Source organism: Pseudoduganella ginsengisoli (assembly GCF_009720865.1).
In the GTDB taxonomy this organism is placed as follows: domain Bacteria; phylum Pseudomonadota; class Gammaproteobacteria; order Burkholderiales; family Burkholderiaceae_D; genus Rugamonas; species Rugamonas ginsengisoli.
This window is the reverse complement of record NZ_WNLA01000024.1, coordinates 58,805-83,425: the sequence shown is the minus strand read 5'-3', so window position 1 is coordinate 83,425 and position 24,621 is coordinate 58,805. Positions and strand designations below refer to the sequence as shown.

Annotated in this window: 24 protein-coding genes; 7 read left to right on the top strand and 17 right to left on the bottom strand. The window is 59.5% G+C overall.

Translation table 11 applies throughout. The features are described 5' to 3' along the window. The first annotated feature begins 115 nt into the window (after nucleotides 1-115). Nucleotides 116-463 (top strand): flagellar hook-basal body complex protein FliE, encoded by a 348-nt coding sequence (gene fliE / locus GM668_RS25545; RefSeq protein ID WP_155441798.1) that lies wholly within the window; start codon nucleotides 116-118, stop codon nucleotides 461-463. A gap of 28 nt (nucleotides 464-491) precedes the next feature. Here the strand turns inward: fliE and GM668_RS25540 are convergent, their stop codons facing one another. The 12 genes from GM668_RS25540 to GM668_RS25485 all read right to left on the bottom strand — a co-directional run bounded on the left by GM668_RS25540 (nucleotide 492) and on the right by GM668_RS25485 (nucleotide 13,814). Continuing rightward, the gene (locus GM668_RS25540) at nucleotides 492-1,247 is read right to left on the bottom strand and encodes a flagellar brake protein (protein ID WP_155441797.1); all 756 of its coding nucleotides are present in this window, start codon (nucleotides 1,245-1,247) and stop codon (nucleotides 492-494) included. Then, a complete protein-coding gene (locus GM668_RS25535; protein ID WP_155441796.1) occupies nucleotides 1,244-1,588 on the bottom strand; it encodes an EscU/YscU/HrcU family type III secretion system export apparatus switch protein in 345 nt (114 codons plus the stop codon). The genes GM668_RS25540 and GM668_RS25535 overlap by 4 nt, the downstream gene beginning before the upstream one ends. Before the next feature lie 165 nt (nucleotides 1,589-1,753). Continuing rightward, entirely contained in the window at nucleotides 1,754-3,271 is a 1,518-nt protein-coding gene (gene fliK / locus GM668_RS25530) for a flagellar hook-length control protein FliK (RefSeq protein ID WP_155441795.1), read from the bottom strand. 61 nt (nucleotides 3,272-3,332) lie between these two features. Further along, a complete protein-coding gene (locus tag GM668_RS25525; protein ID WP_155441794.1) occupies nucleotides 3,333-3,662 on the bottom strand; it encodes a flagellar protein FliT in 330 nt (109 codons plus the stop codon). 4 nt (nucleotides 3,663-3,666) lie between these two features. Beyond that, a complete protein-coding gene (gene fliS, locus GM668_RS25520) occupies nucleotides 3,667-4,119 on the bottom strand; it encodes a flagellar export chaperone FliS (protein WP_155441793.1) in 453 nt (150 codons plus the stop codon). A gap of 13 nt (nucleotides 4,120-4,132) precedes the next feature. Then, nucleotides 4,133-6,811 carry a flagellar filament capping protein FliD gene (gene fliD / locus GM668_RS25515; protein ID WP_170305830.1) on the bottom strand — a complete coding sequence of 893 codons (2,679 nt, stop codon included), beginning with the start codon at nucleotides 6,809-6,811 and terminating at the stop codon, nucleotides 4,133-4,135. Between the two features lie 245 nt (nucleotides 6,812-7,056). After that, nucleotides 7,057-7,437, bottom strand: coding sequence for a flagellar protein FlaG (locus GM668_RS25510; protein WP_155441792.1), 381 nt, complete (start codon nucleotides 7,435-7,437; stop codon nucleotides 7,057-7,059). Nucleotides 7,438-7,524: 87 nt separating this feature from the next. Beyond that, nucleotides 7,525-9,036: a flagellin N-terminal helical domain-containing protein gene (locus tag GM668_RS25505; RefSeq protein ID WP_155441791.1), complete on the bottom strand. Its 1,512-nt coding sequence runs from the start codon at nucleotides 9,034-9,036 to the stop codon at nucleotides 7,525-7,527. Between the two features lie 435 nt (nucleotides 9,037-9,471). After that, a complete protein-coding gene (locus tag GM668_RS25500) occupies nucleotides 9,472-11,064 on the bottom strand; it encodes a GGDEF domain-containing protein (protein WP_155441790.1) in 1,593 nt (530 codons plus the stop codon). A gap of 183 nt (nucleotides 11,065-11,247) precedes the next feature. Next, on the bottom strand, nucleotides 11,248-11,895 hold the full coding sequence (locus GM668_RS25495) for a response regulator (protein ID WP_155441789.1): 648 nt from the start codon (nucleotides 11,893-11,895) through the stop codon (nucleotides 11,248-11,250). 125 nt (nucleotides 11,896-12,020) lie between these two features. Next, nucleotides 12,021-13,139: a sensor histidine kinase gene (locus GM668_RS25490; protein WP_155441788.1), complete on the bottom strand. Its 1,119-nt coding sequence runs from the start codon at nucleotides 13,137-13,139 to the stop codon at nucleotides 12,021-12,023. Between the two features lie 78 nt (nucleotides 13,140-13,217). Beyond that, nucleotides 13,218-13,814 (bottom strand): hypothetical protein, encoded by a 597-nt coding sequence (locus GM668_RS25485; protein ID WP_155441787.1) that lies wholly within the window; start codon nucleotides 13,812-13,814, stop codon nucleotides 13,218-13,220. Between the two features lie 37 nt (nucleotides 13,815-13,851). Here GM668_RS25485 and greB point away from each other — a divergent pair, with 37 nt between their 5' ends. Together greB and GM668_RS25475 are read left to right on the top strand one after the other, a co-directional pair. After that, the gene (gene greB, locus GM668_RS25480; RefSeq protein ID WP_155441786.1) at nucleotides 13,852-14,415 is read left to right on the top strand and encodes a transcription elongation factor GreB; all 564 of its coding nucleotides are present in this window, start codon (nucleotides 13,852-13,854) and stop codon (nucleotides 14,413-14,415) included. A 190-nt stretch (nucleotides 14,416-14,605) separates the two neighbouring features. Next, a complete protein-coding gene (locus tag GM668_RS25475) occupies nucleotides 14,606-15,700 on the top strand; it encodes a PEP-CTERM sorting domain-containing protein (protein ID WP_170305829.1) in 1,095 nt (364 codons plus the stop codon). A gap of 18 nt (nucleotides 15,701-15,718) precedes the next feature. Here GM668_RS25475 and GM668_RS25470 read toward each other — a convergent pair whose 3' ends face one another. The 3 genes from GM668_RS25470 to gmk all read right to left on the bottom strand — a co-directional run bounded on the left by GM668_RS25470 (nucleotide 15,719) and on the right by gmk (nucleotide 18,972). Further along, nucleotides 15,719-18,004, bottom strand: coding sequence for a RelA/SpoT family protein (locus GM668_RS25470; RefSeq protein WP_155441785.1), 2,286 nt, complete (start codon nucleotides 18,002-18,004; stop codon nucleotides 15,719-15,721). Nucleotides 18,005-18,065: 61 nt separating this feature from the next. Then, nucleotides 18,066-18,269, bottom strand: a complete 204-nt coding sequence (gene rpoZ, locus GM668_RS25465; RefSeq protein WP_005665923.1) for a DNA-directed RNA polymerase subunit omega — start codon at nucleotides 18,267-18,269, stop codon at nucleotides 18,066-18,068. A gap of 55 nt (nucleotides 18,270-18,324) precedes the next feature. Continuing rightward, on the bottom strand, nucleotides 18,325-18,972 hold the full coding sequence (gmk, locus tag GM668_RS25460) for a guanylate kinase (protein WP_155441784.1): 648 nt from the start codon (nucleotides 18,970-18,972) through the stop codon (nucleotides 18,325-18,327). Nucleotides 18,973-19,134: 162 nt separating this feature from the next. Here gmk and GM668_RS25455 point away from each other — a divergent pair, with 162 nt between their 5' ends. Both GM668_RS25455 and GM668_RS25450 read left to right on the top strand, forming a co-directional pair. Beyond that, complete coding sequence (locus tag GM668_RS25455; RefSeq protein WP_229499902.1) at nucleotides 19,135-19,731, top strand: TetR/AcrR family transcriptional regulator; 597 nt, start codon at nucleotides 19,135-19,137, stop codon at nucleotides 19,729-19,731. 2 nt (nucleotides 19,732-19,733) lie between these two features. Further along, nucleotides 19,734-20,618, top strand: coding sequence for an alpha/beta hydrolase family protein (locus GM668_RS25450; protein WP_155441783.1), 885 nt, complete (start codon nucleotides 19,734-19,736; stop codon nucleotides 20,616-20,618). 76 nt (nucleotides 20,619-20,694) lie between these two features. On the opposite strand, the gene GM668_RS25445 is transcribed toward GM668_RS25450, so the two are convergent. After that, nucleotides 20,695-22,086 (bottom strand): NCS2 family permease, encoded by a 1,392-nt coding sequence (locus GM668_RS25445; RefSeq protein WP_155441782.1) that lies wholly within the window; start codon nucleotides 22,084-22,086, stop codon nucleotides 20,695-20,697. A 502-nt stretch (nucleotides 22,087-22,588) separates the two neighbouring features. Here GM668_RS25445 and GM668_RS25440 point away from each other — a divergent pair. Next, on the top strand, nucleotides 22,589-23,014 hold the full coding sequence (locus tag GM668_RS25440) for a MarR family winged helix-turn-helix transcriptional regulator (RefSeq protein ID WP_155441781.1): 426 nt from the start codon (nucleotides 22,589-22,591) through the stop codon (nucleotides 23,012-23,014). A gap of 315 nt (nucleotides 23,015-23,329) precedes the next feature. Continuing rightward, a complete protein-coding gene (locus GM668_RS25435; RefSeq protein WP_155441780.1) occupies nucleotides 23,330-23,623 on the top strand; it encodes a CBS domain-containing protein in 294 nt (97 codons plus the stop codon). A gap of 690 nt (nucleotides 23,624-24,313) precedes the next feature. Here the strand turns inward: GM668_RS25435 and GM668_RS25430 are convergent. Then, on the bottom strand, nucleotides 24,314-24,619 hold the full coding sequence (locus tag GM668_RS25430) for a hypothetical protein (protein WP_155441779.1): 306 nt from the start codon (nucleotides 24,617-24,619) through the stop codon (nucleotides 24,314-24,316). Between the last annotated feature and the right edge of the window lie 2 nt (nucleotides 24,620-24,621).

The window sequence follows — 24,621 nt, the reverse complement described above, 5'->3', positions numbered from 1 at the left end:
CGCGTTGCTCCACGCTGGCGGCTGGCGCAGCGACTGATATTCTGCCAGCACTGACGGGACCGCCACCTATTTTACCTGTGGCTGTGTTCCATGTAAGCAACAAAGTGAGGTCAAAATGAAAACCAGCGGTCTCGGCATCGACAGCAGCCGTATCCAGGCAATGATGGAGCAATTGAAAGCGCATGCGGCCCGTCCGCAGGCGACGCCGCCGGCCATCAAAACCGAAGCGCCCGCTGCAAAAGTCGAGTTTTCCGATGCCTTGAAAAAGTCGCTGGATGCCGTGGCGGAAAGCCAGAACCAGTCAGAGGCGCTGGGCAAGCGGTTTCAAATGGGCGATGACTCGGTCAGCCTGTCCGACGTGATGATTTCCATGCAAAAGGCCAGCATCAACTTCCAGGCCACGGTGCAGGTGCGCAACAAGCTGGTGTCGGCGTATCACGACATCATGAATATGCAAGTGTAATCATTTGGGGCCAGGCCCCGCGCCGGGATCAGCCCAAGCCTGCTATGCGTGCGTTGCGCTCGCGCTCCAGCTTGGTGATGTAGCGTTGCACGGAATTCAATGCCCCCCGCTGCATGTCAAGGAATTGGCAGCCGAGGCGGCGGTTCGTCTTGTTGTTCAACAAGGTCAAATCAATCATATTGCGGATTTGCAAACTCGTGACGACCGTGCCGATTTCCGGCAACTCAATGCGGCAATCTTCATATTTCTTGCCGATGGTGTCACCCAGCAGCAATTTGTTATCGAGTATGGCAATGCCGCCGCAGCTGATGTCGGCCAGCGGAAAACTGCTGGTGCCGCCGCCCAGTTCCGCCGGCAGGGGAATCACGGCGCGCACCGGATTCGTCACCGGCGTATTCATGCGGTAATACTCGCGGCGCTGCAAGCGGATCACGGACTGGGGCAGGGCGATCTTGAACGCCGGGTTGCCCTGGAAACGGCACGGTTCTACACGCTCGCTGGAAAACAGGATGCGGATCTTGTCCAGCGTGGTTTCATACGACAGTGTTCTTGCCCCTAAAATACGCTGGTTCTGGTCGGGATTGATCGAGCAATCCAGGATGACCGCGTTATTGTCCGCATCCACCTCGAGGATGGACGTGACGCACACGTCGGATTCGCCATGCACCAGCATGCGGATCAGCTGGTTTTTTTCGCCGATGCCACGCAGCAGGGCGATAATTTCTTTGCGCGATTCGACTTCAAAGTCGTGCCAGTTTTCCAGTTCCGCTTCTATTCTGTTCATCTATTTTGATCTTCTTCGGTTAATGGAGAGCTGGTGTCAGGTGGTGGCGGAAGCGGCATGCCCGACTTTTGCGCTGCTTCAATATGATAAAGCCACGCTAATAGTTCCGCAATTATCCGGTACAGCACCGGGGGAATCTGGCGGTCCAGGTCGACGTCCATCAGCAACGACACCAGTTCTTTGGACTCATGAATATGCACGCCGTGTTCATTGGCCACGGCAATAATTTGTTCCGCCACCAGGCCGCGGCCTTTGGCGACAACTTTCGGGGCCGGTTCACCGCTGCGGTACGCCAGCGCCACGGCGCTTTGCAATGGCCGCAAATTTCGTGACTCAGCCATTTGGCCCCCACTTTCGGATACACGGGCTCTCGCTGCGGTATGCCAGCGCCACGGCGCTTTGCAATGGCCGCAAATTTCGTGACTCAGCCATTTGGCCCCCCCTTTCGGATACACGGGCTCTCGCTGCGGTATGCCAGCGCCACCGCGCTTTGCAGTGGCCGGAAGTCAGGCTGCTTCGCCACCGGACGCTCCTTCCGTGCCGATCGACAGCGACGCCAGCGGCGCACCTGCCGCATCTAATGCCCGCTGCAATTCTCCCGCCCACGCGCGCATCGTGTCAGCGCTGCCATCGCTGCCGGCCTGCAGCTGGATATGCACCTGGTCGCCCACCAGCGTGACGGACGCCGCCACCTTGCCCAGCATGGGCAGGCTGAAGCGCACACCGCTGCGCCACAGGGTTTCCGGTTCCCGCTCATCGTGCCCTTTGCGCTGGCCGGGGTGATCGCGGTCTTGCCGTTCGACTTCCCACTGCATGGGCTGGCCCGGCCACGCTTCGCCATGCCATTGCACGCGCTGCTGTTCATGCGCATGCAATTGCTGGTTGATCATTTGCGCAGCCGATAAATCCGGCGCCACCTGTGCCGCCCGCGCCAGCGATTCGGCGCTCTGGCGGCCGGTCTGCTGTTCAGGCCGCTGCATTTGCGGTTCGCGCTGCAAATCCGCCAGCGGACGCTTGCCTTCCGCCCATTCCGCCACATGCGATTCATAAAACAAGCCGCTGCTGCCGAGCGCATCCTGCAAGCTTTTTGCCAATTGTTTGGGTTCTGGCGCGCCATCCTGCACCAAGGGCGTTTTACCGGCAATGGTAGCCGGCGTGCCGGGCGCGTGGTACGCATTGGCCAGCGCGGTGGCGATGCTGCGCGCACCCTGGCTCAGCGTCGGGGCGGGCGTGTCGCGGCCCAGGTCCGGCAACTGGTCGGCCGGCGTCAGCGGTGCTTTACTCAGCAACATCGCGCCCAGCGATTGCGGGCGGGCTTGCTGGGCGGGCGCGGCATTGCCGGGCTGCGCTGCTTCCTGGCCGGGGTGTGTGGATGGCTGCGGTGCGTTCTGCTTGAGCTGGGCAACAGATTGCGCCGCTTTGGCGGCTGCGGCCTGCGCGTAAGCCAGCGCTTGCGCGTGGGCCGCGTCAGCCGGGCTGGCGGCATTGCCCGGCGTTTGCTGCTGGGCGCCGGTGGCGGCGGGCTGGCTGTTTGGCGCCGCGCCTTCCGCAAGCGTTTCCACTTCGGCCGGCAATGCGCCTGCCGGCGTCGCTGTGGCGCCGGTTCCTGCATTGGGCTGGCGGCCCGGAACGGGGACGGTTTGCGATGGCAATGGGGCCGCTTCGCCGGCCTCGGCCTGCGGCAAACCCGTGTCCGAGTACATCGGCACGGCAGTTTGCGGCGTATTATTGCCTACCTGGAAGGTGGGGCGGGGAGAGACCGACAACAAGGTCATCGGCAATTCGGCGCCCACTTGCACGCCGGGCGGCAGCATCATGCGGACGGAAGCGCCTGCCACGCGCACCAGTGAACTGCCGTCCTGGTAGTTGGACAGCACCTGTCCCGGCATCGATTGCCCCACCAGCGAGCTCAAGGTGCGGGCCAGCATGGCTTGCCGCGCATCGCTGACAGGAATGGCAGCGGCGGGCGGGGTGACTGCGCCGGCCGGCTTGACGCCGGTGGCGTCCAGGCGCGGCGGCAACATCTAAGCTCCTAAAGTGTGGATACCCGGCCTGGAAGGCCCGGCACCCACGCGTAATAAGTAATCAAACGCCGCCGTACGCGTTGACAAGGCGGCGTTCCGTACCGGTACTGTTGATCAGCGCAGACAGCTGGGCCATCCACGGCATCGTGATATCACGGATCTTGCGGTCCGCCGTCAGCATTTTACGGATCAGCTCGACTTTACGCTCGCGCTGTTCCCCCACCATCGGGGCCGACCCTTCTTCCGCCTGCAGCGTGCGCACGTGGGCCGCGCAGCGCTGTTCCAGTTCCACCAGCTGATCCCATTCACTGCGCGTGGCAGCGTCCAGCATCTGCTCCGTCAAGTCTGCCATTTCAGCGTACACCGTCAATACTTCGTGGTTGGTCATCATGTATTCACGCACTCGCATATTTGTTGGCCAGGGACGAAGGTGGAACGGATGGCTGTGGCGGCTTCGCGGTGTCGCCGATCTGGTTCCACGCATCGCGCAATTCCGTCAGCAGGCGCTGTACTTCTTCGAGGATGGCGGGGTCATTCTTCAGGTTGGCGGTCAGCAAGCGCCCGCTCATGTATTCGTACAGGGCGTCCAGACCCTCGGCGATTTCGCCGCCGACTTTCTTGTCCAGCGCCGCGCGCAAGCCGCTGTCGATAATCATGATGGCCTTGGAGATGGCTTTGCCTTTTTCCCCGATATTGCCTGCGCGCATATTCACCAGCGCATTGCTGATCGAAACCAGCGCGCCGTCAAACAGCATGACGATCAGCTTGTGTGGACTGGCTGCGAGAACGCCGGTCTCGATGCCCACTTTTGCATAGGCATTGACGCCAGTTTGCCTTGATCCGAACATACTATCTCTCCTGTTATTTATTCAGTGATGCAAATTGCTGCGTCAGGAACGAAGCGGTCTTGCTCATGCTGGACAACGCGGTATCCAGCGCCGTGTACTGCTTGCGGTAACGTGCTTCAATATCGACCAGCTTCGCGTTGAACGCATCTTTTTGCTTGCCGATATCTTTGACTGTGTCATTCAAACCCTTGGTGCGGCCAGTCAGGATGCCGGTCGCACCCAGGTAATTCTTGGCCAGCGTATCAAGCTGGTACGCATAGCCTTGCGAAAAGCCCAGCGTGCCGCGCGCGCCAATGGTGTCGCCCTTGATTTCCAGCTTCAAGCCTTCGGTCGGCGCACCGGGTGCACCCGTCAGCATCTGGCCATCGCCAGACGCGGAAAAGCCGCCGATGGTGCCGGCAACGTCGACGCCGTCCACGGACGTTGCCGCGCCAAAGATATCGGCCACTGCCGTGCCGGTATCGCTGGTCAACGTCAGGTTGGATCCGGAACCATATTTGGTCGAATTGAGTTTCAGCGTGCCGTCATCGTTGATGGAGGCCGATACCGTGGCGCCGGACGTCGTGAAATTACTGGCGCCATTGATCGACGCCTGCAAGACGTTGGACAATTCCTGTGCCGTGTACGTGCCCGCCGGGATTTTCACGGACGCCGTGCTGATGGCGGCCGACGACGTCGAACTGTTCAGCTTGACGGTCCACACGGTGTCGGCAGCAATCGTTGTCGATGCAGGAACAGCGGCGGCGCTGGTCAGCGTAGCTTGCGTAGCCAGGCGGGTAATATCAATGCGGTAATCGCCCGCCTTGGTGGCCGTGCGCGACGACACAAAGCTGATGTCCGGATCGCTGCTGCGGCCGACCGCGGCAAACAAGCCCGCGATGTCATTGAAATTCGTGTTGATGGCTTTTTGCAGCTTGCTGTTATCCAAAGTCAGCGTGCCATCTTTCTGGAAGGCGATGCCGATTTGCGACAGCGACGTTAGCTTGCTGCCTTCCAGCCCGCTGATGGTTTGCGTCATCTGGCGCCGCAGCGACGCTTGCAAGGTCTGGATGGTGGAATCGCCCAGCAAGTCGCCGCCTTTTTTCGTCTCCGGATCATAGCTGCTGACCGACTTGATTTGCGTATTCAAATCGTTGAATGCCTTGACGAAGCCACTGATATTGCTGGTCAGCGAACCAGTATCTTTCGACACGGACAGGCTGGCGCTGCCGACCTTGACGGCATTGATGGTGACGCCTTCAATGGCGCCCGTAATGCCCGTGCTGTGGCTGGTCACGGGAATCCCGTTGACGTTGGCCAGGGTATCGAGGGCAGCGGTTTTTTGGCTCAGGTTTTGCGTACCGGCCGGATCATAGGCCAGCAGGCTTTCCACGGAAGGGTCGGCCGGGTCGCCGTTGTTGCCGCTGACCGTGATTTTCATGTTCGAGTTGGCGCCCGTGGACGACGACGCCAGCACCAGGTGATAGGGCGTACCGCTGCTGCCATCGGACACGATGCTGGCCGTCACGCCGAAGTTGGCCTTATTGATGGCGTCGCGGATGCCTTGCAGCGTGTTGTTGGTGCTGTCGATGACGATATTGCCGCTGGAACGGGTACCGTCTTGCGCAAACGTGGCGCCCTGGTACGCGCCGCTGACGCCTGCCGTCAAGCCCGCCACGCCGGGATTGCTGCCGCCCACGGTAATTTGCGTACCGTCCGTCGACACCAGCGAGACCGTGCTGGTAGTGGTGGCGTTATAACCGCTGTTGGCCGTGCCGCTGTTGCCGATCCCGCCAGTAACCGCACCCGTGACGCTTTCCGTCACATTGATATTATTGCCATCCGTATTCGAGAAGCGCAGCGTGCCTGCCGCTGCCGTGCCGGACACGGTGATATTGGCATTGGCCAGCGCCTGCGTCACGCTGTTGTTGCCGGACAAAACTGCATCGATGGCGGCCGCATCGACACCGCCCGCGCCGCCGGCTGCAATGCCCGTGGCCTGGCTGATGATGTCGATGCCGCTGACCGACAAGCTATACGTGCCCCCGCCGCTGGTATCGATGGCGCCAAACGTGCTGGCGCCGCCATTGCCGAACAGCGTGGCGGCAGTTTGCGTGGTATCGGCTTTGGCCGTGACACCCGTGGTGCCGCTCTTGGCATTGATGGCGTCGGCCAGCAACTTCGCGCTGCGCGTGCTGCCGTCGGTGGCAATGGCCGTGCCGTTCAGGCTCAGCGCGCCCGGCGTGATGCCGCCGTTGACGACGCCGGCGCCCAGGGCCGTGCTGGTCACGCCGAAGCTGCCTCCAGTCACCGTGCCCAGAGAAATATTGATGGTGGTCTTGGCGCCCAGTCCGATCGTGGACGTGGTGGATTTGTAGCCACCGGAAGCCAGCGTTTGCGCCTGTGCAACCTGTGAAACGCTGACCCGGTATGAGCCTGGCTGGGCCTTGTTGGTAGCCGAGCCGGTGATGATGTTGGAATCGCTGGAATTCGTGTTCAGGGATTGGAAGCCCGACAGCGACGTCAGGCTGGATAACGACCCCTGGAAGGTGCCCAACGCGCCCGATACCGTGCCGAAAGCCGTGACTTTGGCAAGATAGCTGGCTGATTTCTTGTCCAGGGTCGCTACTGGCGCAGCCTCAACGGCCATCAGCTTAGCGATGATGCCATTGACGTCCAGATTGGATCCGATACCCGGTGAGGAAATGCCCACGTTGTACTCCTGTTGAAAGCATTAGGTTAAGTCATTATCGGCACATTCAAAGGGGACTTGAGAGGGGGAATTACAGTCCAGTTCATCATACGCTTAAAAAAGCGGCAGATTGGAAACTGGCGTTGCCTGATGTGAAATGTGCGGAAAAGAACGGTCGCCTCGTTGCGGGCGCAACACGGCATGCCGCCCATGTTGCCATGGGGGAGAAACGGGCGGCGCGCTGTAGCGGCCGCTCGTGGGGTGAATCAGGCGGTTTGCTTGATCAGCAAGCCTTTGGAATTTTCCAGCGATTTGGCTATGGCCAATGCTTCCGGCGACGGAATCTGGCGCAGCACTTCCTTGGTGGCCTGGTCAACGACTTTGACCACGGTGCGCTTGCTGTCATTGTCCACTGAAAACTCCAGGCCCTGTGCCTTGGCCTGGGATGCCTTGTTTAATTCCGACACTGCCTGATTGACTTCGTCCAGCGTAGGCACAGGCGCCGCACCTTTGACTGCATTCGCTGTTTCCAGGGTTGCAGCAGCAGGGGCTTTGCCGGTACTGGCCAATGCCACTGTGTCTGCCGCAGCCACAGTCCGGTCGACGCCGCGGGCGCCGCTGGAGGAACTGATGGAGTCGATAGTCATGATGCTTCCTTTGCGAAAAATCCCCGGCTGAAAAAATCAGCCGGGGAACCTGTTATCAACGATGGCTGGCCATCATGTCATGTGGGATTAACCACGGAGCAGGGACAGCACACCGTTAGGCAGCGAGTTCGCTTGCGCCAGGATCGCGGTGCCAGCTTGTTGCAGGATCTGGCCACGGGTCAGCTGAGCGGTTTCTGCCGCGAAGTCGGTATCCTGGATACGGCTGCGGGATGCCGACAGGTTTTCCGTCGTGATTTGCAGGTTGGAGATGGTCGAAGCGAAACGGTTCTGGATCGCACCCAGTGCTGCACGGTTGCTGTTGACCGAATTCAGCGCGGCATCGATGGTCAGCAGTGCATCGTTGGCGCCATCGACCGTGCTGACGTCGATGTTCGAAACCGAGCTCAGCGACGAACCCACGGTCACGGCGCCGGTCACAGCGCCTGCGCCGTTGCTGGTGATCGAGAAGCCGGAGTCGGACGAGAATTCGACACGGCCACCCACGGTCACGTCCGCACCCCATGCCACGTTGGCGCCGGGACCGCCGCCGTTACCCAGGTCATGGCCGCGTACTTGTGCGCCTTGCAGTGCGGTGTTGGCGGTGGCAGCCAGTTCGTGGAAGTTGATGTCGTTGCCGGTATTGTCGGCCAGTTCCAGTTCTTTCGCACCGGTGGTCTGGTCGATCTTGATGGTCGCCGTCACGTTGGTGGTCGCGGTCTGTGCATTTACAGCCTGGGCCAGTGCCGACAGGTCGCCGCCCGTCACGGAAGCCGAAATCGTGACGGCTTTCGAGTTGGCATCGTTGGCGATCGAGTTGGCGCCACGCAGTTCGAACTGAACGGTACCGTCCGAAATGTTGGAAATCGTCGCCACGCTCTTGGCCTGGGCGCTGACACCGCTGGTGCCGGTGTTGGCGTTGACGGCTTCCGCCACTTTCTTGGCGCTGTCGCCAGCGGTCACGAACACTTTCGACGTGATGCCGGCGCCAGAGCTGATGGTCAGCTCTTCGTTGGCGGTCACGTTGTTGGTGGCGGTTGCCACAGCCTGCGATTGCGACGTGGCGCTATCGACTGGCTTGATGGTGTTGTTGCCAATGTCGGTGGCTTTGGCCGACTGCACGCCGATGTTAATGGTCTGGTTCGAGTTCGCGCCCACCTGGAACTGGGTGTTGGTCAGGGTGCCGTCCAGCACGTTCTGGCCGTTGAACTGGGTGGAGGTTGCAACGCGGTTCAGTTCGGAGGACAGTGCGGACACCTCGTTCTGGATCGATTTGCGGTCGGAAGCCGAGTTGGAACCGTTAGCGGACTGAACTGCCAGCTCACGAATACGCTGCAGCAGGTCGCCGGCGGTGCTCAGGCCACCTTCAGCCGTTTGCGCCAGAGAAATACCGTCGTTGGCGTTACGGGCTGCTTGGTTATTGCCGCGAACTTGCGAAGTGAAACGTTCCGAAATTGCCAGGCCCGCAGCGTCGTCTTTTGCGCTGTTAATACGCAGACCGGACGACAGGCGTTGCAGGGAAGTGGACAACGCGGATTGGGACGAATTCAGGTTGCGCTGCGAGTTCAGGGAGGCAATGTTGGTGTTGATGGTCTGGGCCATGATGATTCTCCGTTTGCTACATGTTTGGGCTGCGTGCTCATTTCACTTTGGCCCGCCTCGCTGTTCTGAGACGATCAAGCCGCTGTTGTTTTGTGTAACGGTTGCCTCAGAGGAAAATTAAGGGGAAAAATCACGCTAAATTTTTTCAATCCGCCCTAAACCTCGCGTCCTGATGCACGCTTAAGCGGCGCAAAAATTGTGAACTTTAGGGTCGAAAAAAATATTTTTTCACCCTAAAAAATTTCAAAAAACCGACTAAAGCGCCGTCTCGGCCCGATGGAGAATGTGATTATGTTGTTAAAAAATTACGTTGGTGCCAGGCACCAAGGCGATTTGCAACAATTTTGGGGCCAGGCCCCAATTGTCGAGTAGTTGATTGCGCGGAAAAAAAAGGCCCGCTCGGAGGCGGGCCTTGTAGATAAGTAAGGAGTGGACTCAGTCGGCAATCACCACGCGGTTCTTGCCCGTCTGCTTGGCCTGGTACATGGCCTTGTCCGCCCGCTTGACCAATTCCGTCTGGTCTTCATTCGGGCGGCGCAGCGCCACGCCGGCCGAGAACGTAATCAGCACTTTTTCATTGTCGTGCATGAAGAAGTGGCGCGTCAGTTCCCGCTGCAGGCGCGTCATGGTTTGCGATGCCGCTTCAATCGTGGTTTCCGGCAACAGGATCAAGAATTCTTCGCCGCCAAAGCGCGCCACCACATCCATCGACCGGATGGTTTCCTTGACGATTTTCACCAGGTGTTTCAGCGCACCATCGCCGGCAATGTGGCCATAGGTATCGTTGAGCCGCTTGAAATCGTCCAGATCCAGCACGGCAATGCACAGCGGCGTGCCGCGGCGGTCGGCGCGGGCCATTTCCCGCTCGAATACATCATCCAGGCCGCGGCGGTTCAGGCTGCCCGTCAACTGGTCTTCCCGCACCAGCTCGCTCATATGCTGCAACTTCGCTTCCAGCGCATGGATACGCGCTTCCGCATCCTGCACTTCCTGGCGCGCCATCACCATGTTGTCGCGCGCCTTCAGCGCCTCGCTTTGAACGAGGCGGGTTTCCTTTAATACTTCGTCAAGAATGTCGTTGAGTTCGCTGATCTTGTCCGCATTGCGGATTTTCTCGGAATAGCCGCCAATCTTTTCATGGAAATCGCCCGTCGACGTGGCCACCTGGCCGAGGCGGTCGATGAACGTCATCATCATGTTCTTGACGGTCAGCTTGACGTCCGACAGGCCATGCTTCAACTGGCTCTGCTTATAAATGACGTCTTTCAGGCTGCGGGTGGCGTCTTCCAGCTTGCGCGAATCCAGCGGGCCGGCAATCAATTCCTGCACCATGTCGATCTGGCCGCGCAGCCATGAATCGTCATCCAGCAAGCCGCTGACGTTTTCCAGCAGCAGGCGGAACAGGCGCAGCAGCAATTCCTGCTGTTCACCCTGGTCGCCGCTGCGCAATTCAATCTGGTAGCACAGCTGCTTCAGGCGGGAACCGATTTCCGCCAGCGCCACGTCGGAATGGGCTTCCTTGGTGGCGGCGCCCAGTGCTTCCGCCTCCGCCGACAGCGCAGGATTCGCGCTCAGCAGCGACGCTACGGCAAAGGTCAGCGTGCGGGCCAGCATCTCTCGCAATTGCTTGGTTTGTTCGCCGTCCGGCAAATCCGCCAGGTCGATGCCTTTCTTGGGCGCCGGACGCTCCGCCAGTTGCGACAGCGTGCGCGCATAGCCATCCCAGTCGCGTCCCTTGACAGCGCGGTTCAGGCGGCGGCCGAATTCCGCCAGGTCGCCAGTCTGGTCCGACAGGCGGTTGGCAAACTGGTACAGCATCAATTCCGGGCCCGGATCAGGGCGCGGTTCCGGCGCGGCCGTTGGCGCCTGCAGCGCAGGCGGCGCTATCCCGGCAATTTCATAATATATGTCGCGGTACGCTTCTGGCGTTGGCGAAATGCGGCGCAAAGCCAGGCGGCGGAACGCTTCACGGGCGATGTCAGCCGGATTCTGTTCCATTGCGGCAGGTTGGGTAGGTTTGCTGGACATGTGACGCACGGCCTCTTGTTATCAGTGTTAACAGACTGTCTTCATGATAGTTCACTGGTTAGTCTGTCAAATTCACGATTAACGGGTGGAACTAGTGTTACTTTGCGGCATTTGACAATTAGCAGCGCCACTGAGTTTGCAAAGCGACAGTGCGGCTATTGAACTTAAGTAATGTTAACCGCCTTATTCAATCAACCCGTTTTTAATGGCGTAATGTGTCAATTCCGCACTGTTTTTCAATTTCATCTTGGCCAGCAGGCGGGACCGGTACTCGCTAACGGTTTTCACGGACAGCGACAATTCCTTGGCGATCGTTCCCACGGTCTTGCCGGACGCGATCATGGTCAGCGTCTGGTATTCGCGGTCGGACAAGGTTTCGTGGGCCGGTGCTTCATGGTCTTCACCGAGGTGGTTGGCCAATTCCTGCGCCAGCGCCGGACTCACGTATTTTAATCCTCCCGCCACTTGCCGGATCGCCGTCACCAATTCTTTTGGCGCACTTTGCTTGGTCAGATAGCCGGCCGCACCGGCTTTCAGCGAACGGATCGCATACTGGTCTTCGCGGTGCATGGACAGCATCAGCACCGCCAGCTCCGGTTTTTCTTTTTTGATTTGCTTGAGGACGTCGATGCCGCTCTTGTCGGGCAGGGAAATGTCCAGCAACACCACATGGCAGCCCGAGCGGCGGAACAGTTTGACGGCATCGACGCCGTTTTCCGCTTCGCCCGCCACCACAATGTCGCGGGTATCGGCCAGGATTTGTTTCAAGCCTTCGCGCACGATGGCATGGTCATCAGCAATGAAGACCTTGATGAGGGCTTTGTCGGTCATGTCACGAATTTAAAATTTCAATACGGCAATATCAATAAGTTGCTCATTGTACCGTCCCGGCTTGCCGCCAGCGAGGGAAAGCAGCATCTTCAATGCACGGGGCAGGGCCGTCAGGCCGGGCATCCTCATTGTAAGGTGCGCCGTATCTTGATGGCCACGACCGTGCCGCCGCCATGGGCGTGGCTGAGCGCCAGGGTGCCGCCCAGCGCGGCAGCCCGCTCCGCCATGCCGCGCAAGCCAAAGGACTGGGGTTTCGCCCGGTCTGCCGGGCGGATGCCGCGGCCGTTGTCGGTTATTTTTAAATGCAGGTAGCCGCGGGTGCGCGACAGTTGCACGTCCACGTGCGTGGCATGGGCGTGCTTGGCGATATTGGTCAGCGCTTCCTGCAAGATGCGGAATAGCGCGCTGGCGCGGTCCGGCGCCACATCAAGGTCCGTATCGGTGCACGTGAATGCGCACTCGATGCCGGTCTGGTTGGCAAATTCGCGCACTTGCCATTCCAGCGCCACATCCAGCCCGCAATCGAGGATGGATGGGCGCAAATCCAGCGAGATGCGGTGGACGGCGTCGATCGTGCGGTCCACCAGTGCATCCACATAGGCAGCTTTTTCCTGCAGCACCGGGTCTTGCGGCAAACGCTTGGACAGCATGGCCAGCGCCATTTTGATGGCTGTCAGGTTGCCGCCCAGGTCATCGTGGATTTCACGGGCAATACGGGTGCGTTCCTGTTCCTTGACCGTTTCAATGTGGGCCGTCAATTCCGCCAGCCGGGCGCGGCTTCTGCGGACTTCCAGCTGTTCCAGCCGGCTTTCCGTGATATTGGTCATGATGCCTTCCCACTGCACGCCGCCGCCATCGGACAGCGGGTGCGGGGTGCAGCGCAAATTGATCCATTTCACGTCGCGCCATGCATCGACCCAGATCCGGCCTTCCCAATTCCATGCGGACAGCGTGACGGCAGACGCTTGCATCGCATCGGTATAGGATTTGCGGTCTTCCTCCAAAATCAGCGCTTCGAAGCGTTCCGGCTGCGCATGCAATTCCGCCGGCGCCATGCCCAGCAGGGCCTGGCAGCCATCGGACAGGTACGGGAAGGCGACCCTGCCATCGGCATAGCGGATGAACTGGTACACCAGGCCCGGTGTATTGCGCACGATGGCGTCAAAGCGTGCCTGCGCCTGGCGCAGTGCGGCCGTGTGTGGATGGGGCTCAAGGGACTGGTCGGGTTGGGACGGTTGGCTCATGACTCGCAGTGTAGCGCCCGGGCCGGTCAATGCGCTACTGATGGCATGCTGCAGGGCGGGGCGGCCCGCGCTTATCCGTTATGGCTGCTTGCGCCGTGCGCGCCATTGGGCAATGTAGCGGCGCAATACGCGCAGCAGGCGCACGCCATTGCGCGCATGCCGCGCGGGGCTCAGGCGCCGCCGCATGTCATGGCGCCATTGCTGCACGCGGGACCGGATCGCCTGCACGTTTTGCCACGCGCGGGTGGCGCGCAGGCGGCCGATCCAGCGGTCGCGCAATTCAAGAAAGCGGCCGTGGCCCCAGGCAAACCACGCCATGCGCATCAGCGCCGGCTGTGTCAGCGCATAAATCCGGGCCACCAGCGCGGCGCCCGCGACTTTGGCAATGACGATGGTGGAAATGCCGGCAAATGCATGGCCTTTGGCAATGGCAAACAGTGCAAGGATCTTGACGGGAAACAGCGCCAGTCCGGGCAATAAGAACAGGCACAGGGCGGGAATGGGCCCCAGCGAACAAATCCATGACCGTACACGGGGCATGGGAATCAGGCGCGTGATGGCTGCCATGATGCGTTCGCCCAAGTCCCACAGCCACTCTTCCAGCAACAGGATCAGGGCGGCCGTGTAGACCAGTGGCGCCAGCAGGCGGCGCCTGAGTGTGTACAATCGCTTCATTGAGCAATAATAAATGCTACTCGCTTAAAAATTGGTTATGAACAAGGCTTTTGTCAAAGAATCCGATGCCGACGATGACGACGACGACCTGCAGGGGGCGCCGCCCATTCCGAAAGGCTCAAAAAACTACATTACCCCGGCAGGCTACCAGCGCATCAAGCAAGAGTTGCTGCACTTGATAGATGATGAGCGGCCGGAAGTGGTGAAAGTCGTGCACTGGGCTGCATCGAATGGCGACCGCTCGGAAAACGGCGACTATATCTATGGCAAGAAGCGTTTGCGGGAAATCGACCGCCGCATCCGTTTCCTCACCAAGCGCCTGGATCTGGCCGAAGTGGTGGACCCCAGTGTCCATCATGGCAGCGACCAGGTGTTCTTTGGCGCCACCGTCACCTATGCAAAGCAGGATGGCGAAGAACACACCATCACCATCGTTGGTATTGATGAGTTTGATCCGTTAAAAGGCAAAGTCAGCTGGATCTCTCCCATTGCCCGTACGCTGACCAAGGCGCGCGAAGGCGATACGGTGGTGCTGCATACACCGAACGGTGTGGAAGAACTCGATATTCTGGAAGTCACTTATCCGGAGCCGTCCGCCTGACGCTGCGGCCAGGCAGCAAGCCTGCCGCGCCAGCATACGCGAAGTGCGTCCCGCACGGCTCACGATTTGCCACCGCCCCACGGTCCGGCAAATTTATTCCGGATCCTGCCGTGCGGCGCCTGCCGCAGGACTAGCATGTTGCCGCGCCCCGCAACGGCGCGCGCACCTTGACTCATCCATGGGAGGCTTCATGAGCACGTTACGTTACTGCTGGCCCGTCTTGCTGCTGTGCGGGTCGTTCCAGGCTGCGGCTGCGCCGCAATACAGCCTGGCCTTGCTCGACAATGCGCACGGCACGGCCGTTGCCATCAATAATGCCGGCCTGGTGGCTGGAAACCGCTGGGACAATACGCTGGGCAGCCGCTCATTTACGTGGAGTGGCGGCCAGTTCGCCCTGTTGCCGCCAGCATTCGGCCTGGTCTACGGCATGAGCTCGCAGGGCCATATCGCTGGTTCGACGCAAACGTTCGAGGAGGGCGGCGGGCAATGGATGTGGTCCGAAGGCGTGGTTTACCACCAGGGCAAACTCGACGGGGTACCGGAAGTCTTTCCCCCTGCGACGAACTTCGGTATGTACCGTTTTACGCGTGCACAAGCCGTCAATGGCGCGGGCGCCGTGCTGGCCGTGACGGAAGCGGGCAGCCACAGTGGGACATTCCTGTACGCGAATGGCCACACCACGGTCTTGCCCATGTCGCAAGCGATCGCCATCAACGATGCGGGGCAAATTGCCGGCAACAGTAGTTATTCAGAACCCATTGAACAAGCCGTGCTGTTTGACCACGGCGTGCTGACGGGACTGGGAACCTTGCCGACGGATGGCTATGCGCACAGCCGGGCCAGCGATATCAATGAACAGGGCATGGTGGTGGGGTCGTCTTACTATGGTAATGGGGACCAGTTGCACACGCATTCCTTCCTGTACCAACACGGAGAAATGACGCCGCTGGGCAACTTCACGACGGAAAACGTTGCCAATGCCATTAACAATGCGGGCGCGGTGGTGGGGTATTACATGGTGGGAGGCGCTACCGACCATGGCTACCTGATCGTCAATGGTGAGCAATACGACTTGAATGCACTGGTCAATAACAGCGCAGGCTGGACCATCAGCCGTGCGGAAGACATCAATGACAGCGGCTATATCGTGGGGCAGGCGTGCCGCAACAATGGCAGCGATTGCGTGGCGATGATGTTGAGCCCGGTGCCAGAACCGGGAGTGTGGGCCATGCTGGCGGCAGGGGTGGGCTTGCTGGGCTGGCGCCGGATGCGGGGCGCTGCGTAGCGCCCCGCTGGAGCCGCGTCAGCTACGTTCGCGCAGCACGCGGTTCACGCCCGCGACTTTACGCACGTTGCGCAGCAAGCCCGCCAAATGTACGCGGTCCTTCACTTGCACGGTAAAGCGCAACTGGTGCAGCACGTGTTCCGCATCTTCGTCCATGCCGACAAACGTGATGTTGGCGTCGGATTCGCCTATCTCGGCAGCGACGCGCGCCAAAATGCCTTTTTCATTTTCAATCAGCAGCTTGATGCGGACATCGAAGCGGCGGTTGATGTCATGGCCCCATTTGACGGGGATCCAGCGGTCCGGTTCTTTCTGGCGCTGGCGCTTGCCGACGGAGCAATCGTTGGTGTGCACCAGCAAACCCTGGTCGCGCCGTAACTGGCCGATGATGCCGTCGCCGGGAATCGGCAGGCAGCATTGCGCCAGCTGCACGGACACGCCTTCGCTGCCGCATATGGTGACCGGGTCCAGTTCCGCCGCACTGTTGTGGTCGACCGGCATGGCGGCCGATTCACCGCCAATCAAGCCAAAGATGTGGCGCGCAACCAGCGCCGCCATGCGCTTGCCGATGCCGATGTCGGCATACAGTTCATCGAGCGACTTGGCCGACGATTCATTGAGCAGGCGTTCGGCCAGCGGTTCCGGCAATTCCGGATCGATATTGGCAACGGCCAGCGCCTGCGCCAGCAATTGCTTGCCCAGTGCGATGGATTCCGGCAGGTTAATGGTGCGCAAATGGTGGCGGATCGCGGAGCGGGCTTTGCCCGTACGCACAAAGCTGAGCCAGCCAGGGCTGGGGCGCGATTGCGGGTCCGTGATGATTTCAATAATGTCGCCGTTGCGCAGTTCGGTACGCAGCGGCACGGATTCGCCATTGATGTTGACGCCCACCGTGTGGTCGCCAATGCCCGTGTGGATCGCGTACGCAAAATCGATCGGTGTGGCGCCGCGGGGCAGCGCAATGATTTTCGACTTGGGCGTGAACACGTAGACGGAATCGGGGAACAAGTCGACTTTCACGTGTTCGAGGAATTCCGCGGAATCGCCCGTTTGCTGCTGGATGTCCAGCAGCGACTGCAGCCACGCGTGGGTGCGCTGCTGCAAATCCGTCATGCTGGTGTCGCCGGTTTTGTACAGCCAGTGCGCAGCCACGCCCGACTCCGCCGTGCGGTGCATTTCCTGCGTGCGGATCTGGAATTCCACCGGCGTACCATACGGGCCGATCAACGTGGTGTGCAGCGACTGGTAGCCGTTCAATTTGCGGATCGCAATGTAATCCTTGAACTTGCCCGGCATGGGTTTGTACAGCGAGTGCAGCGTGCCCAGCGCGACATAGCATTCCTGGAACGTGTTGACGACGACGCGGAAGCCATACACGTCCAGCACTTGCGAAAAGCTCAGGTGCTTGCTGCGCATCTTTTTATAGATGCCATACAAGGTTTTTTCACGGCCATACACTTCCGCCTCGATATCAGCGGACGCCAGCGTGTTTTTCACGGCTTCGAGGATTTTCTTGACCACTTCGCGGCGGTTGCCGCGCGCGGCTTTCACGGCCTTGGCCAGCACGTGGTAGCGCAGCGGGTGCAAGTGCGCAAACGATAAATCCTGCAATTCGCGGTAGATATTGTTCAAGCCCAGGCGGTGTGCAATGGGTACGTACACTTCCATGGTTTCGCCTGCGATGCGGCGCTTCTTGGCCGGCGCCATCACATCCAGCGTGCGCATGTTGTGCAGGCGGTCAGCCAGTTTGATCAGGATGACGCGCACATCGGACGCCATGGCCAGCAGCATCTTGCGGAAGTTTTCCGCCTGCGCTTCGATCTGGCTCTGGAATTCAATTTTCTCCAGCTTCGACAAGCCATCGACCAGGTGCGCGACCGGCGCGCCAAAGCGCTCGATCAACTCTTCCTTCTTGACGTCCTGGTCTTCCATCACATCGTGCAACAGGGCCGCCATGATGGCTTGCGCATCGAGTTTCCAGTCGGCGCAAATTTCCGCGACAGCGATCGGATGGGAGATATACGGTTCACCGGACTTGCGGACTTGGCCGAGGTGCATCTCGTCCGAGAAGCGGTACGCTTCCTTGACCTTTTTCAGGTCGGCGGCCGACAAGTATTCGGACAGCTTTTCAGTCAGGTGAGTAACGGACGCAACGCCCGCAGTCAGGGTAGGGGTAGCCAGTGGCGAAGAAGGCACAGGGGAAGCAGCGGTGGAGGGTGAAGCGGGAACGCCCGGCTCAGTGGAGGCCGGGCGCTTGGCCCGGCTGGCGGGCTTGCCTGTTACATCGTCAGGTATCAGGTTCATACGGGTCCACTCGTTCTAAACGTTCGAACCGCGTCGTAAGTGAGGGCGCGCAGCGCCCAGCTTACATAGGAACCTTTTTCAGCATTTCCAGGCCGACTTTGCCGGCCGCGATTTCACGCAGTGCAACAACGGTTGGTTTGTCTTTGGCTTCCACTTTCGGGGTGTGGCCTTGCAGCAGCTGGCGGGCGCGGTACGTTGCAGCCAGGGTCAGCTGGAAGCGGTTTGGTACGTTTTTCAGGCAATCTTCAATGGTGATACGGGCCATCTATTACTCCAATTCGGTGGAAAGCTTAGTTGCAAATACTAGCTAAAATTACGGATTATTCTGCGTGTTCCGCGTGGATACCCAGCTGGGCGAAGAGCGAGACGTTGCGTGCTGCTTGCTGCGAGAACCTGCAGCGGGCTGCCCGGACTATCGCGTTCAACTCGGCCAGGGCGACGGAAAAGTCTTGGTTGATAATAACATACTCGAACTCGGGCGCGTGGGCGATTTCGCCGCCCGCAGCCAGCAAGCGCCGCGTAATCACGTGCGGTTCATCCTGGCCGCGCTTGTGCAGCCGTTCTTCCAGCGCCTGGATCGATGGCGGCAAAATAAAGATCCCGGCAGCCATTGGGAATTGCTTCTTCACCTGGCGCGCACCTTGCCAGTCGATTTCCAGCAAGATGTCGGTGCCTGTCTTCATTTGCTCTTCCACGAAGATGCGCGACGTGCCGTAGTAATTACCGTGCACTTCCGCCCATTCGAGGAATTCACCGGCCTGTGCGCGCGCGACGAAGTCTTCCGGCGTCGTGAAAAAGTATTCACGGCCATGTTCTTCGCCTGGGCGCGGCGGGCGCGTCGTGGTCGAGATCGACAGCTTGATGCCTGGCTCTTGCGCCAGCAGGGCGTTGACCAGCGTGGACTTGCCGGCGCCGGATGGCGCGGCCACCATGAACAGGCTGCCAGAGAATGCGTGAGGGAGGCTCATGTTGTTCTTCCAATAACTTGTGAGCGTTGGATCGCCCAAAGGCGTATTTTATCAAGGCTTGCTCTGGATCACCACTTTTGCGCAGGTTTGATCCCATCGCGTGGCTCGAAAAGCACGATCGTTTTCCTTGAAACTGGACCGACTGGTCTATAGAATGGTTTTATGCCTACTTCAACTGACAAAAAATCGGCGCCACCCGGCACCCGCGAACGGCTGGTGGGGGCGATGATCCGCACGTTGCAGACCCGGGGCCTGCACGGGGCGGGGCTGAGCGAGATCCTCGCGCTGGCCAAGGCGCCCAAGGGCGTGCTGTACCACCATTTCCCCGGCGGTAAAAATGCGCTGGCCGTGGCGGCCGTGGAAACCACGGTGGCGTGGTCGTGCGACTGGCTGGACAAATTGATGGACCAGCACGAACACCCGGCTGACGCGCTGCGCGACTGGATCGCCCGCGCCATGGGCGGGCTGGGCGACAGTGGTTTTGAAATCGGCTGCCCGATGGCGGCCGTGGCGCTGGAATCGACGGCGGCCGATGTGGAATTGCGCGCGGCGCTGGCGCGTGGCTTTGATGCGATCCGTTTGCGGATTGCCCAGGCGCTGGTGCGCGCCGGCCATGATGAACAGCGGGCGCGGGGATTGGCTGCACTGATGGTGGCTGCCTACGAAGGGGGCTTGTTGCAGGCACGCGTTGCCAATGACGTGACCCCCATGCTGCAGGCGACGGATACGTTGCTGTTGCTGTTGAAAACCAAGGAGTGACCATGAGTGAAGCTTTGACGATACACGCCAGCGATGGCTATCCGCTGGCAGCACTGCGCTTCCCGGCGCAAGGCCCGGAGCGGGCGCGCCTGATCGTGGCGGGGGCTACCGGCGTACCGCAAGGTTTTTATCGGCGCTTTGCCGAATTTGCCGCCAGCCGCGGCTATACGGTGCTGACCTTTGACTACCGCGGCATCGCGCAATCGAAGTCCGGCAAGCTGCGCGGCTTCCGCGCCAGCTTCCTCGATTGGGCGCGGCTGGATCTGGCGGCTGTCGTGGACGCTGCGGCTGCGCTGCCATCGACGGCCCCTATCTATATGGTGGGCCACTCGTTTGGCGGCCATGCCTTCGGCTTGCTGCCGAACCACGCGAAAGTCGACGGGCTGTATGTCTTTGGCACAGGGGCCGGCTGGCACGGCTGGATGCCGCCGCTGGAACGCATCCGCGTGTGGTTCATGTGGCACGTGGCCGGGCCGCTGCTGGTGAAGTGGAAGGGATTCCTCGCCTGGAAAAAGCTGGGCATGGGCGAAGACTTGCCGCTGGGTGTGTACACGCAGTGGAAGCGCTGGTGCAACTACCCGCATTACTTCTTTGACGACCCGGAAATGGGACAGGTGGCGCGCGATTTCGCGCAAGTGACGGCGCCCATCATGGCGGTCAATGCGGCGGACGATTTGTGGGCGCCGCCAGATTCGCGCAATGCGTTCATGACGGGCTACCGCAATGCGCCGTGGAGCGGCGTCGATATTGACCCGAAGCGCTCCGGCATTGGCGCTATAGGCCACATGGGATATTTCAGGCCGCATGCACAGGCATTGTGGGAACCTGCGCTGGCATGGTTTGAAGGATTGGGCGCACGGCGTCCGGCCAGTCGTCCGGCACTGTAAACGCAAAAACGGCAAGCCGCGAAGCTTGCCGTTTAATTTCAACCATGGGGCCGGGCCCCACAGTTAAGCGAACCGTTTAGATCGCCCAGCCGCCGCCGTAGAAGATCGCCAGTGCTGCAGCAATGGCCACGGTACCGGTGTTCAGTTTGCGGAACTCGCCGGAAATCACGCGGCCCACCACCAGGGTGCAGAAGCCCAGCATGATGCCGGTCACGATGTTGCAGGTCAGCAGGATGAAAACGGCGCAAACCAGACCCGACAGGGCATCGATCTTGTCATCCATGTGCATGCGGGCAACCGAACCCAGCATCAGCAAGCCAACGTACATCAGTGCCGGCGCGGTAGCGTAGGCAGGCACCAGGCCGGCCAGTGGCGAGAAGAAGATCAGGCCCAGGAAGGACAGGCCCACGACGACAGCCGCCAGGCCGGTACGGGCGCCGGCTGCAGTGCCCACGGTCGATTCAATGTAAGCCGCAGCAGGAGCGCCGCCCACCAGTGCCGAGAAGATCGACGAGATCGAGTCGGTGGTCAGTGCACGGCCGCCATTGTGGATGTAGCCGTTTTCATTGATCTGGCCAGCTTCGCCGGCAACAGCGCGGATGGTGCCGGTGGCGTCAAACACGGCGGTCATGACCAGCGCCAGTACGGAAGGTAGTACCGCCATCGACAGCGCGCCCTGGATATCCATCGAGCCGATCAGCGAAGCTTTGCCTTCGGCCGCCAGGCTAGGCAGGGCGAACACGCCAGTGAATTTCACGGTTGGGTCAAATGCCAGGCCGGCAGCGGACAGCGCCACCACCACCAGCAAAATGCCGCCAGGTACTTTGCGGGTTTCCAGGCCGAAGATGGCAGCCAGACCAACCAGGCTCATCATGACAGGGAAGGACGTGATGTCACCCAGCGCAACCGGCAAGCCGTCGTGCGGGTTCTTGATGACGAGGCCGACGCCGTTGGCAGCGATCAGCAGCAGGAACAGGCCGATGCCCACGCCGGTACCGTGCGCCACGCCTTGCGGCAAGTTTTGCAGGATCCACGAACGCACGCCGGTCACGGAAATCAGCGTGAACACGATACCCATCAAGGCAACCGCGCCCAGCGCCACTTGCGGCGACAAGCCTTTACCCAGCACCAGGCCGAAAGCCATGAAGGCAGTCAGCGAAATAGCGCAGCCAACCGCGATCGGCAGGCGGGCCCACACGCCCATCAGCAGCGAACCAAATGCCGCGGTGAGGCAAACCGCAACAAACACGGCGCTGACGTCAAAGCCGGCTTTACCCAGCATGCCCGGAACCACGAACACGGAATACACCATGGCCAGGAAAGTGGTAATACCGGCGATGATTTCACGGCGCTGCGTACTGCCACGCGCTGAAATTTGGAAGTAGTCATCGATTTTGCTGACTGGCACCACTGGCGCCGCTGGCGGCGCTTCCTGGTTGACGACTGGCCGGAGTTGAGGTTGGCTCATGTTGTGCTGCTCCTATCTATTCTCCGCTGATGCGGCCATTTACCCCGGCCGCCCCAAGCGTGTCTGAGTTATATATTTGGGGGTGGTACGACTGCCTTCGTGGGCGAGCGCCCAGTCGGTATAGGTAGAGTAGGGTTTTGACAGGGGGCGACGCACTACGCCCAGGAAATAGCTGCCATATGTCAATTCTTATGCATAGCAAATTACTACCAAGGTATGCATGGTTGGCAACAGCGGGCTAAGTCCCGGTTTACAAGAGGGAAAACCGGGTTTGGCCATCTCTCTGGCGGCTGTGGCGACGCGTGCTTTGTAGCTCAGTTTCACAAAAGCTGTTGCGTGAAAACTGGCGTGGTGTTGCATATTTTATCTGCTTGCCGCACGCGTAAAGATGTCGATTAATGCATGAGTGTAATGACTTTTTGATTGGGATGGGGCCCAAGTCATGAATCGCAAGAAATATATCACGTTATGATGTATTTTCTTGATTCAAATCATTGACGCCATGACACTTCCTCCGCTGGGCAAGGCTGACTTTTTTGCCTTGTCTGAATTCCGTTACCAAATGCGCCGCTTTGAGCGGTTTTCTGAAACTGCCGTGCAGGCGGAAGGCATCACGCCGCTGCAATATTTGCTGATGCTGCACATCAAGGGCTTTCCGGGCCGCGAATGGGCGACCATCGGCGAGCTGGCTGAAAAGCTGCAAGCACAGCAGCACGGCGTGGTGGCGCTGGTTTCCCGCTGCGAAGCGGCCGGGCTGGTGCAGCGCCGCGACAGCGTGGAAGACCGCCGCCGCGTGGAAGTGCACTTGCTGCCAGCCGGCGAAACCATCCTGACCCGCCTGGCGGATGTGCACCGCGCCGAACTGGTGGCGCTGCAAGGCAAGTTCACGGTGCCTGTTCTCCTTCCTTCCGGCGACCATCATGAGTGAGCGCGAACTTTCCCGCCGCGATTTCAACGGCGATGTGCGGCTGCTGCTGAATGCGATCCGGTTATTCACCAACCTGTTTTTCTATTAAACGCTGTCAGTGGCGGAACTGTCGCCTGCAGCCCATACGCTGGGGCCGTGGGTGATTGCCGTGCCGGTGGTAGGCGGGCTGTTGATCGGGTTGATGCTATGACGTGATAGGCGATTTATTGCTGCACCATCCGGCGGCCAGTGCCGTCGGTGCGCTGTTGCTGGCCAAGGCGCTGATGTGAGTGGTGGCGTGCGTTTCCCGTCACGCGGGACGGCGTGGTGATCGGCATGCTGGACCGCGCCGCGCTGGGGACGATGACGGTGATTACACAGGAAGCGCCGGTCAGCGTGTTGTATGGCCTCAACCCACCACCGGTGGCGCTGCCCGGCGAAACGTGCCGCATCGTGGCCACCCGCATGGCCGTGCATGGCGTCGAGCATTTGCCGGTGGTGGCCGATACCGAATCCTTGCGCTTGATCGGCGTGGTCAGCCGCAGCGACCTCGTGAAGCCGGCACTCAGCCTGCACAAGGTAGAATATGAGTGGCGGGCATTCCGGCGTATGGGGCAGTTACGGACGTGAGTTATTTTGCGGCGGGACTTTTTTCTGGATCATAAATTTCACCTTTTACTTTGGGGTGAAATGTAAATCTCTTGAAGTAAATTAGCTAGTTCTTGCTTGCGGCATCATAAAGTTCACCTATGATTCGAGTCTCAAAGCGATAATTCAGTGGAGGAGGGTAATCTAATTTCGGATCATCTAATTGCTCTATTTTTATTTGAGCATCTTCTTTCCAGGGGAGCCAGGATTTTGCTTCAGCTAACGAGCCGGATGAAGCAGAGAGCAGTAATGCTGAAATTAAAGTTCTGATATAAACATTTCATTTATTTATCTGATATTTAAGAAAGTTGTTGAATTTAGATGGTCCGGCCTGGACCGGGTAACTTTGGTTTCATTTACCCATCAGATATATGCAGGAAATGCGTTTATTGTAGCGAAAATCGGTAAATCCCTGAGGTAGATTTTTACCTGTTCCGGCGATTGAATCAGAGGCTTACGATTAATTTGGCATTGCATCGAAAATCTCGCCCTCAATAATTGGTTTGAAATGAAATTTCAACTCGACAGGATATATGGATGAGGGGTCGTCGTACGAAAATTCGAAATCTGCATGTTCTGCCATTGGGAGCCACTTCCTGTCGTATGCATTCTTTTGGCTATCCCGTCGTATATAGCTGATGGCATAAGTTTGCGAGGATGGGCAGATGGGTTTTATTTTTTTAGCTCCACACAATTTTCTGAACAGGAGCGGACATTGATGCGGCTTGGAGTAATTATTAATTTGTAGTCTGTCGGAATAGTGTAGGTGTCACGAGGGCGATAGCTGTAACCGTATCTGCCAAAATCTATAGGCCCTTTGCTGATTTCGCCATCCTTATTCACCAAATAGGCAGAAGGTTCCTGTGCATGTTTAATTTGATCGCAAATAGCGGGTGATGTTGCAGAAAATGCATGGACCGACAGCATTGACAGCGCAGTTATAAGCAGAATCGATTGACGGCTGTAACGCTTACGCATAC

Bases quoted from the DNA above. Each gene is read 5' to 3' on its own strand.
- GM668_RS25505 (WP_155441791.1), bottom strand. From the start codon at position 9,036: ATGGCCCAGACCATCAACACCAACATTGCCTCCCTGAACTCGCAGCGC.
- GM668_RS25470 (WP_155441785.1), bottom strand. From the start codon at position 18,004: ATGAACCTGATACCTGACGATGTAACAGGCAAGCCCGCCAGCCGGGCC.
- fliS (WP_155441793.1), bottom strand. From the start codon at position 4,119: ATGTTCGGATCAAGGCAAACTGGCGTCAATGCCTATGCAAAAGTGGGC.
- GM668_RS25495 (WP_155441789.1), bottom strand. From the start codon at position 11,895: ATGACCGACAAAGCCCTCATCAAGGTCTTCATTGCTGATGACCATGCC.
- GM668_RS25455 (WP_229499902.1), top strand. From the start codon at position 19,135: ATGCCTACTTCAACTGACAAAAAATCGGCGCCACCCGGCACCCGCGAA.
- GM668_RS25430 (WP_155441779.1), bottom strand. From the start codon at position 24,619: ATGCGTAAGCGTTACAGCCGTCAATCGATTCTGCTTATAACTGCGCTG.
- GM668_RS25475 (WP_170305829.1), top strand. From the start codon at position 14,606: ATGAGCACGTTACGTTACTGCTGGCCCGTCTTGCTGCTGTGCGGGTCG.
- GM668_RS25450 (WP_155441783.1), top strand. From the start codon at position 19,734: ATGAGTGAAGCTTTGACGATACACGCCAGCGATGGCTATCCGCTGGCA.
- GM668_RS25525 (WP_155441794.1), bottom strand. From the start codon at position 3,662: ATGATGACCAACCACGAAGTATTGACGGTGTACGCTGAAATGGCAGAC.
- GM668_RS25440 (WP_155441781.1), top strand. From the start codon at position 22,589: ATGACACTTCCTCCGCTGGGCAAGGCTGACTTTTTTGCCTTGTCTGAA.
- fliE (WP_155441798.1), top strand. From the start codon at position 116: ATGAAAACCAGCGGTCTCGGCATCGACAGCAGCCGTATCCAGGCAATG.
- GM668_RS25540 (WP_155441797.1), bottom strand. From the start codon at position 1,247: ATGAACAGAATAGAAGCGGAACTGGAAAACTGGCACGACTTTGAAGTC.
- GM668_RS25500 (WP_155441790.1), bottom strand. From the start codon at position 11,064: ATGTCCAGCAAACCTACCCAACCTGCCGCAATGGAACAGAATCCGGCT.
- GM668_RS25490 (WP_155441788.1), bottom strand. From the start codon at position 13,139: ATGAGCCAACCGTCCCAACCCGACCAGTCCCTTGAGCCCCATCCACAC.
- rpoZ (WP_005665923.1), bottom strand. From the start codon at position 18,269: ATGGCCCGTATCACCATTGAAGATTGCCTGAAAAACGTACCAAACCGC.
- GM668_RS25535 (WP_155441796.1), bottom strand. From the start codon at position 1,588: ATGGCTGAGTCACGAAATTTGCGGCCATTGCAAAGCGCCGTGGCGCTG.
- GM668_RS25510 (WP_155441792.1), bottom strand. From the start codon at position 7,437: ATGACTATCGACTCCATCAGTTCCTCCAGCGGCGCCCGCGGCGTCGAC.
- gmk (WP_155441784.1), bottom strand. From the start codon at position 18,972: ATGAGCCTCCCTCACGCATTCTCTGGCAGCCTGTTCATGGTGGCCGCG.
- GM668_RS25445 (WP_155441782.1), bottom strand. From the start codon at position 22,086: ATGAGCCAACCTCAACTCCGGCCAGTCGTCAACCAGGAAGCGCCGCCA.
- fliK (WP_155441795.1), bottom strand. From the start codon at position 3,271: ATGTTGCCGCCGCGCCTGGACGCCACCGGCGTCAAGCCGGCCGGCGCA.
- GM668_RS25435 (WP_155441780.1), top strand. From the start codon at position 23,330: ATGCTGGACCGCGCCGCGCTGGGGACGATGACGGTGATTACACAGGAA.
- greB (WP_155441786.1), top strand. From the start codon at position 13,852: ATGAACAAGGCTTTTGTCAAAGAATCCGATGCCGACGATGACGACGAC.
- GM668_RS25485 (WP_155441787.1), bottom strand. From the start codon at position 13,814: ATGAAGCGATTGTACACACTCAGGCGCCGCCTGCTGGCGCCACTGGTC.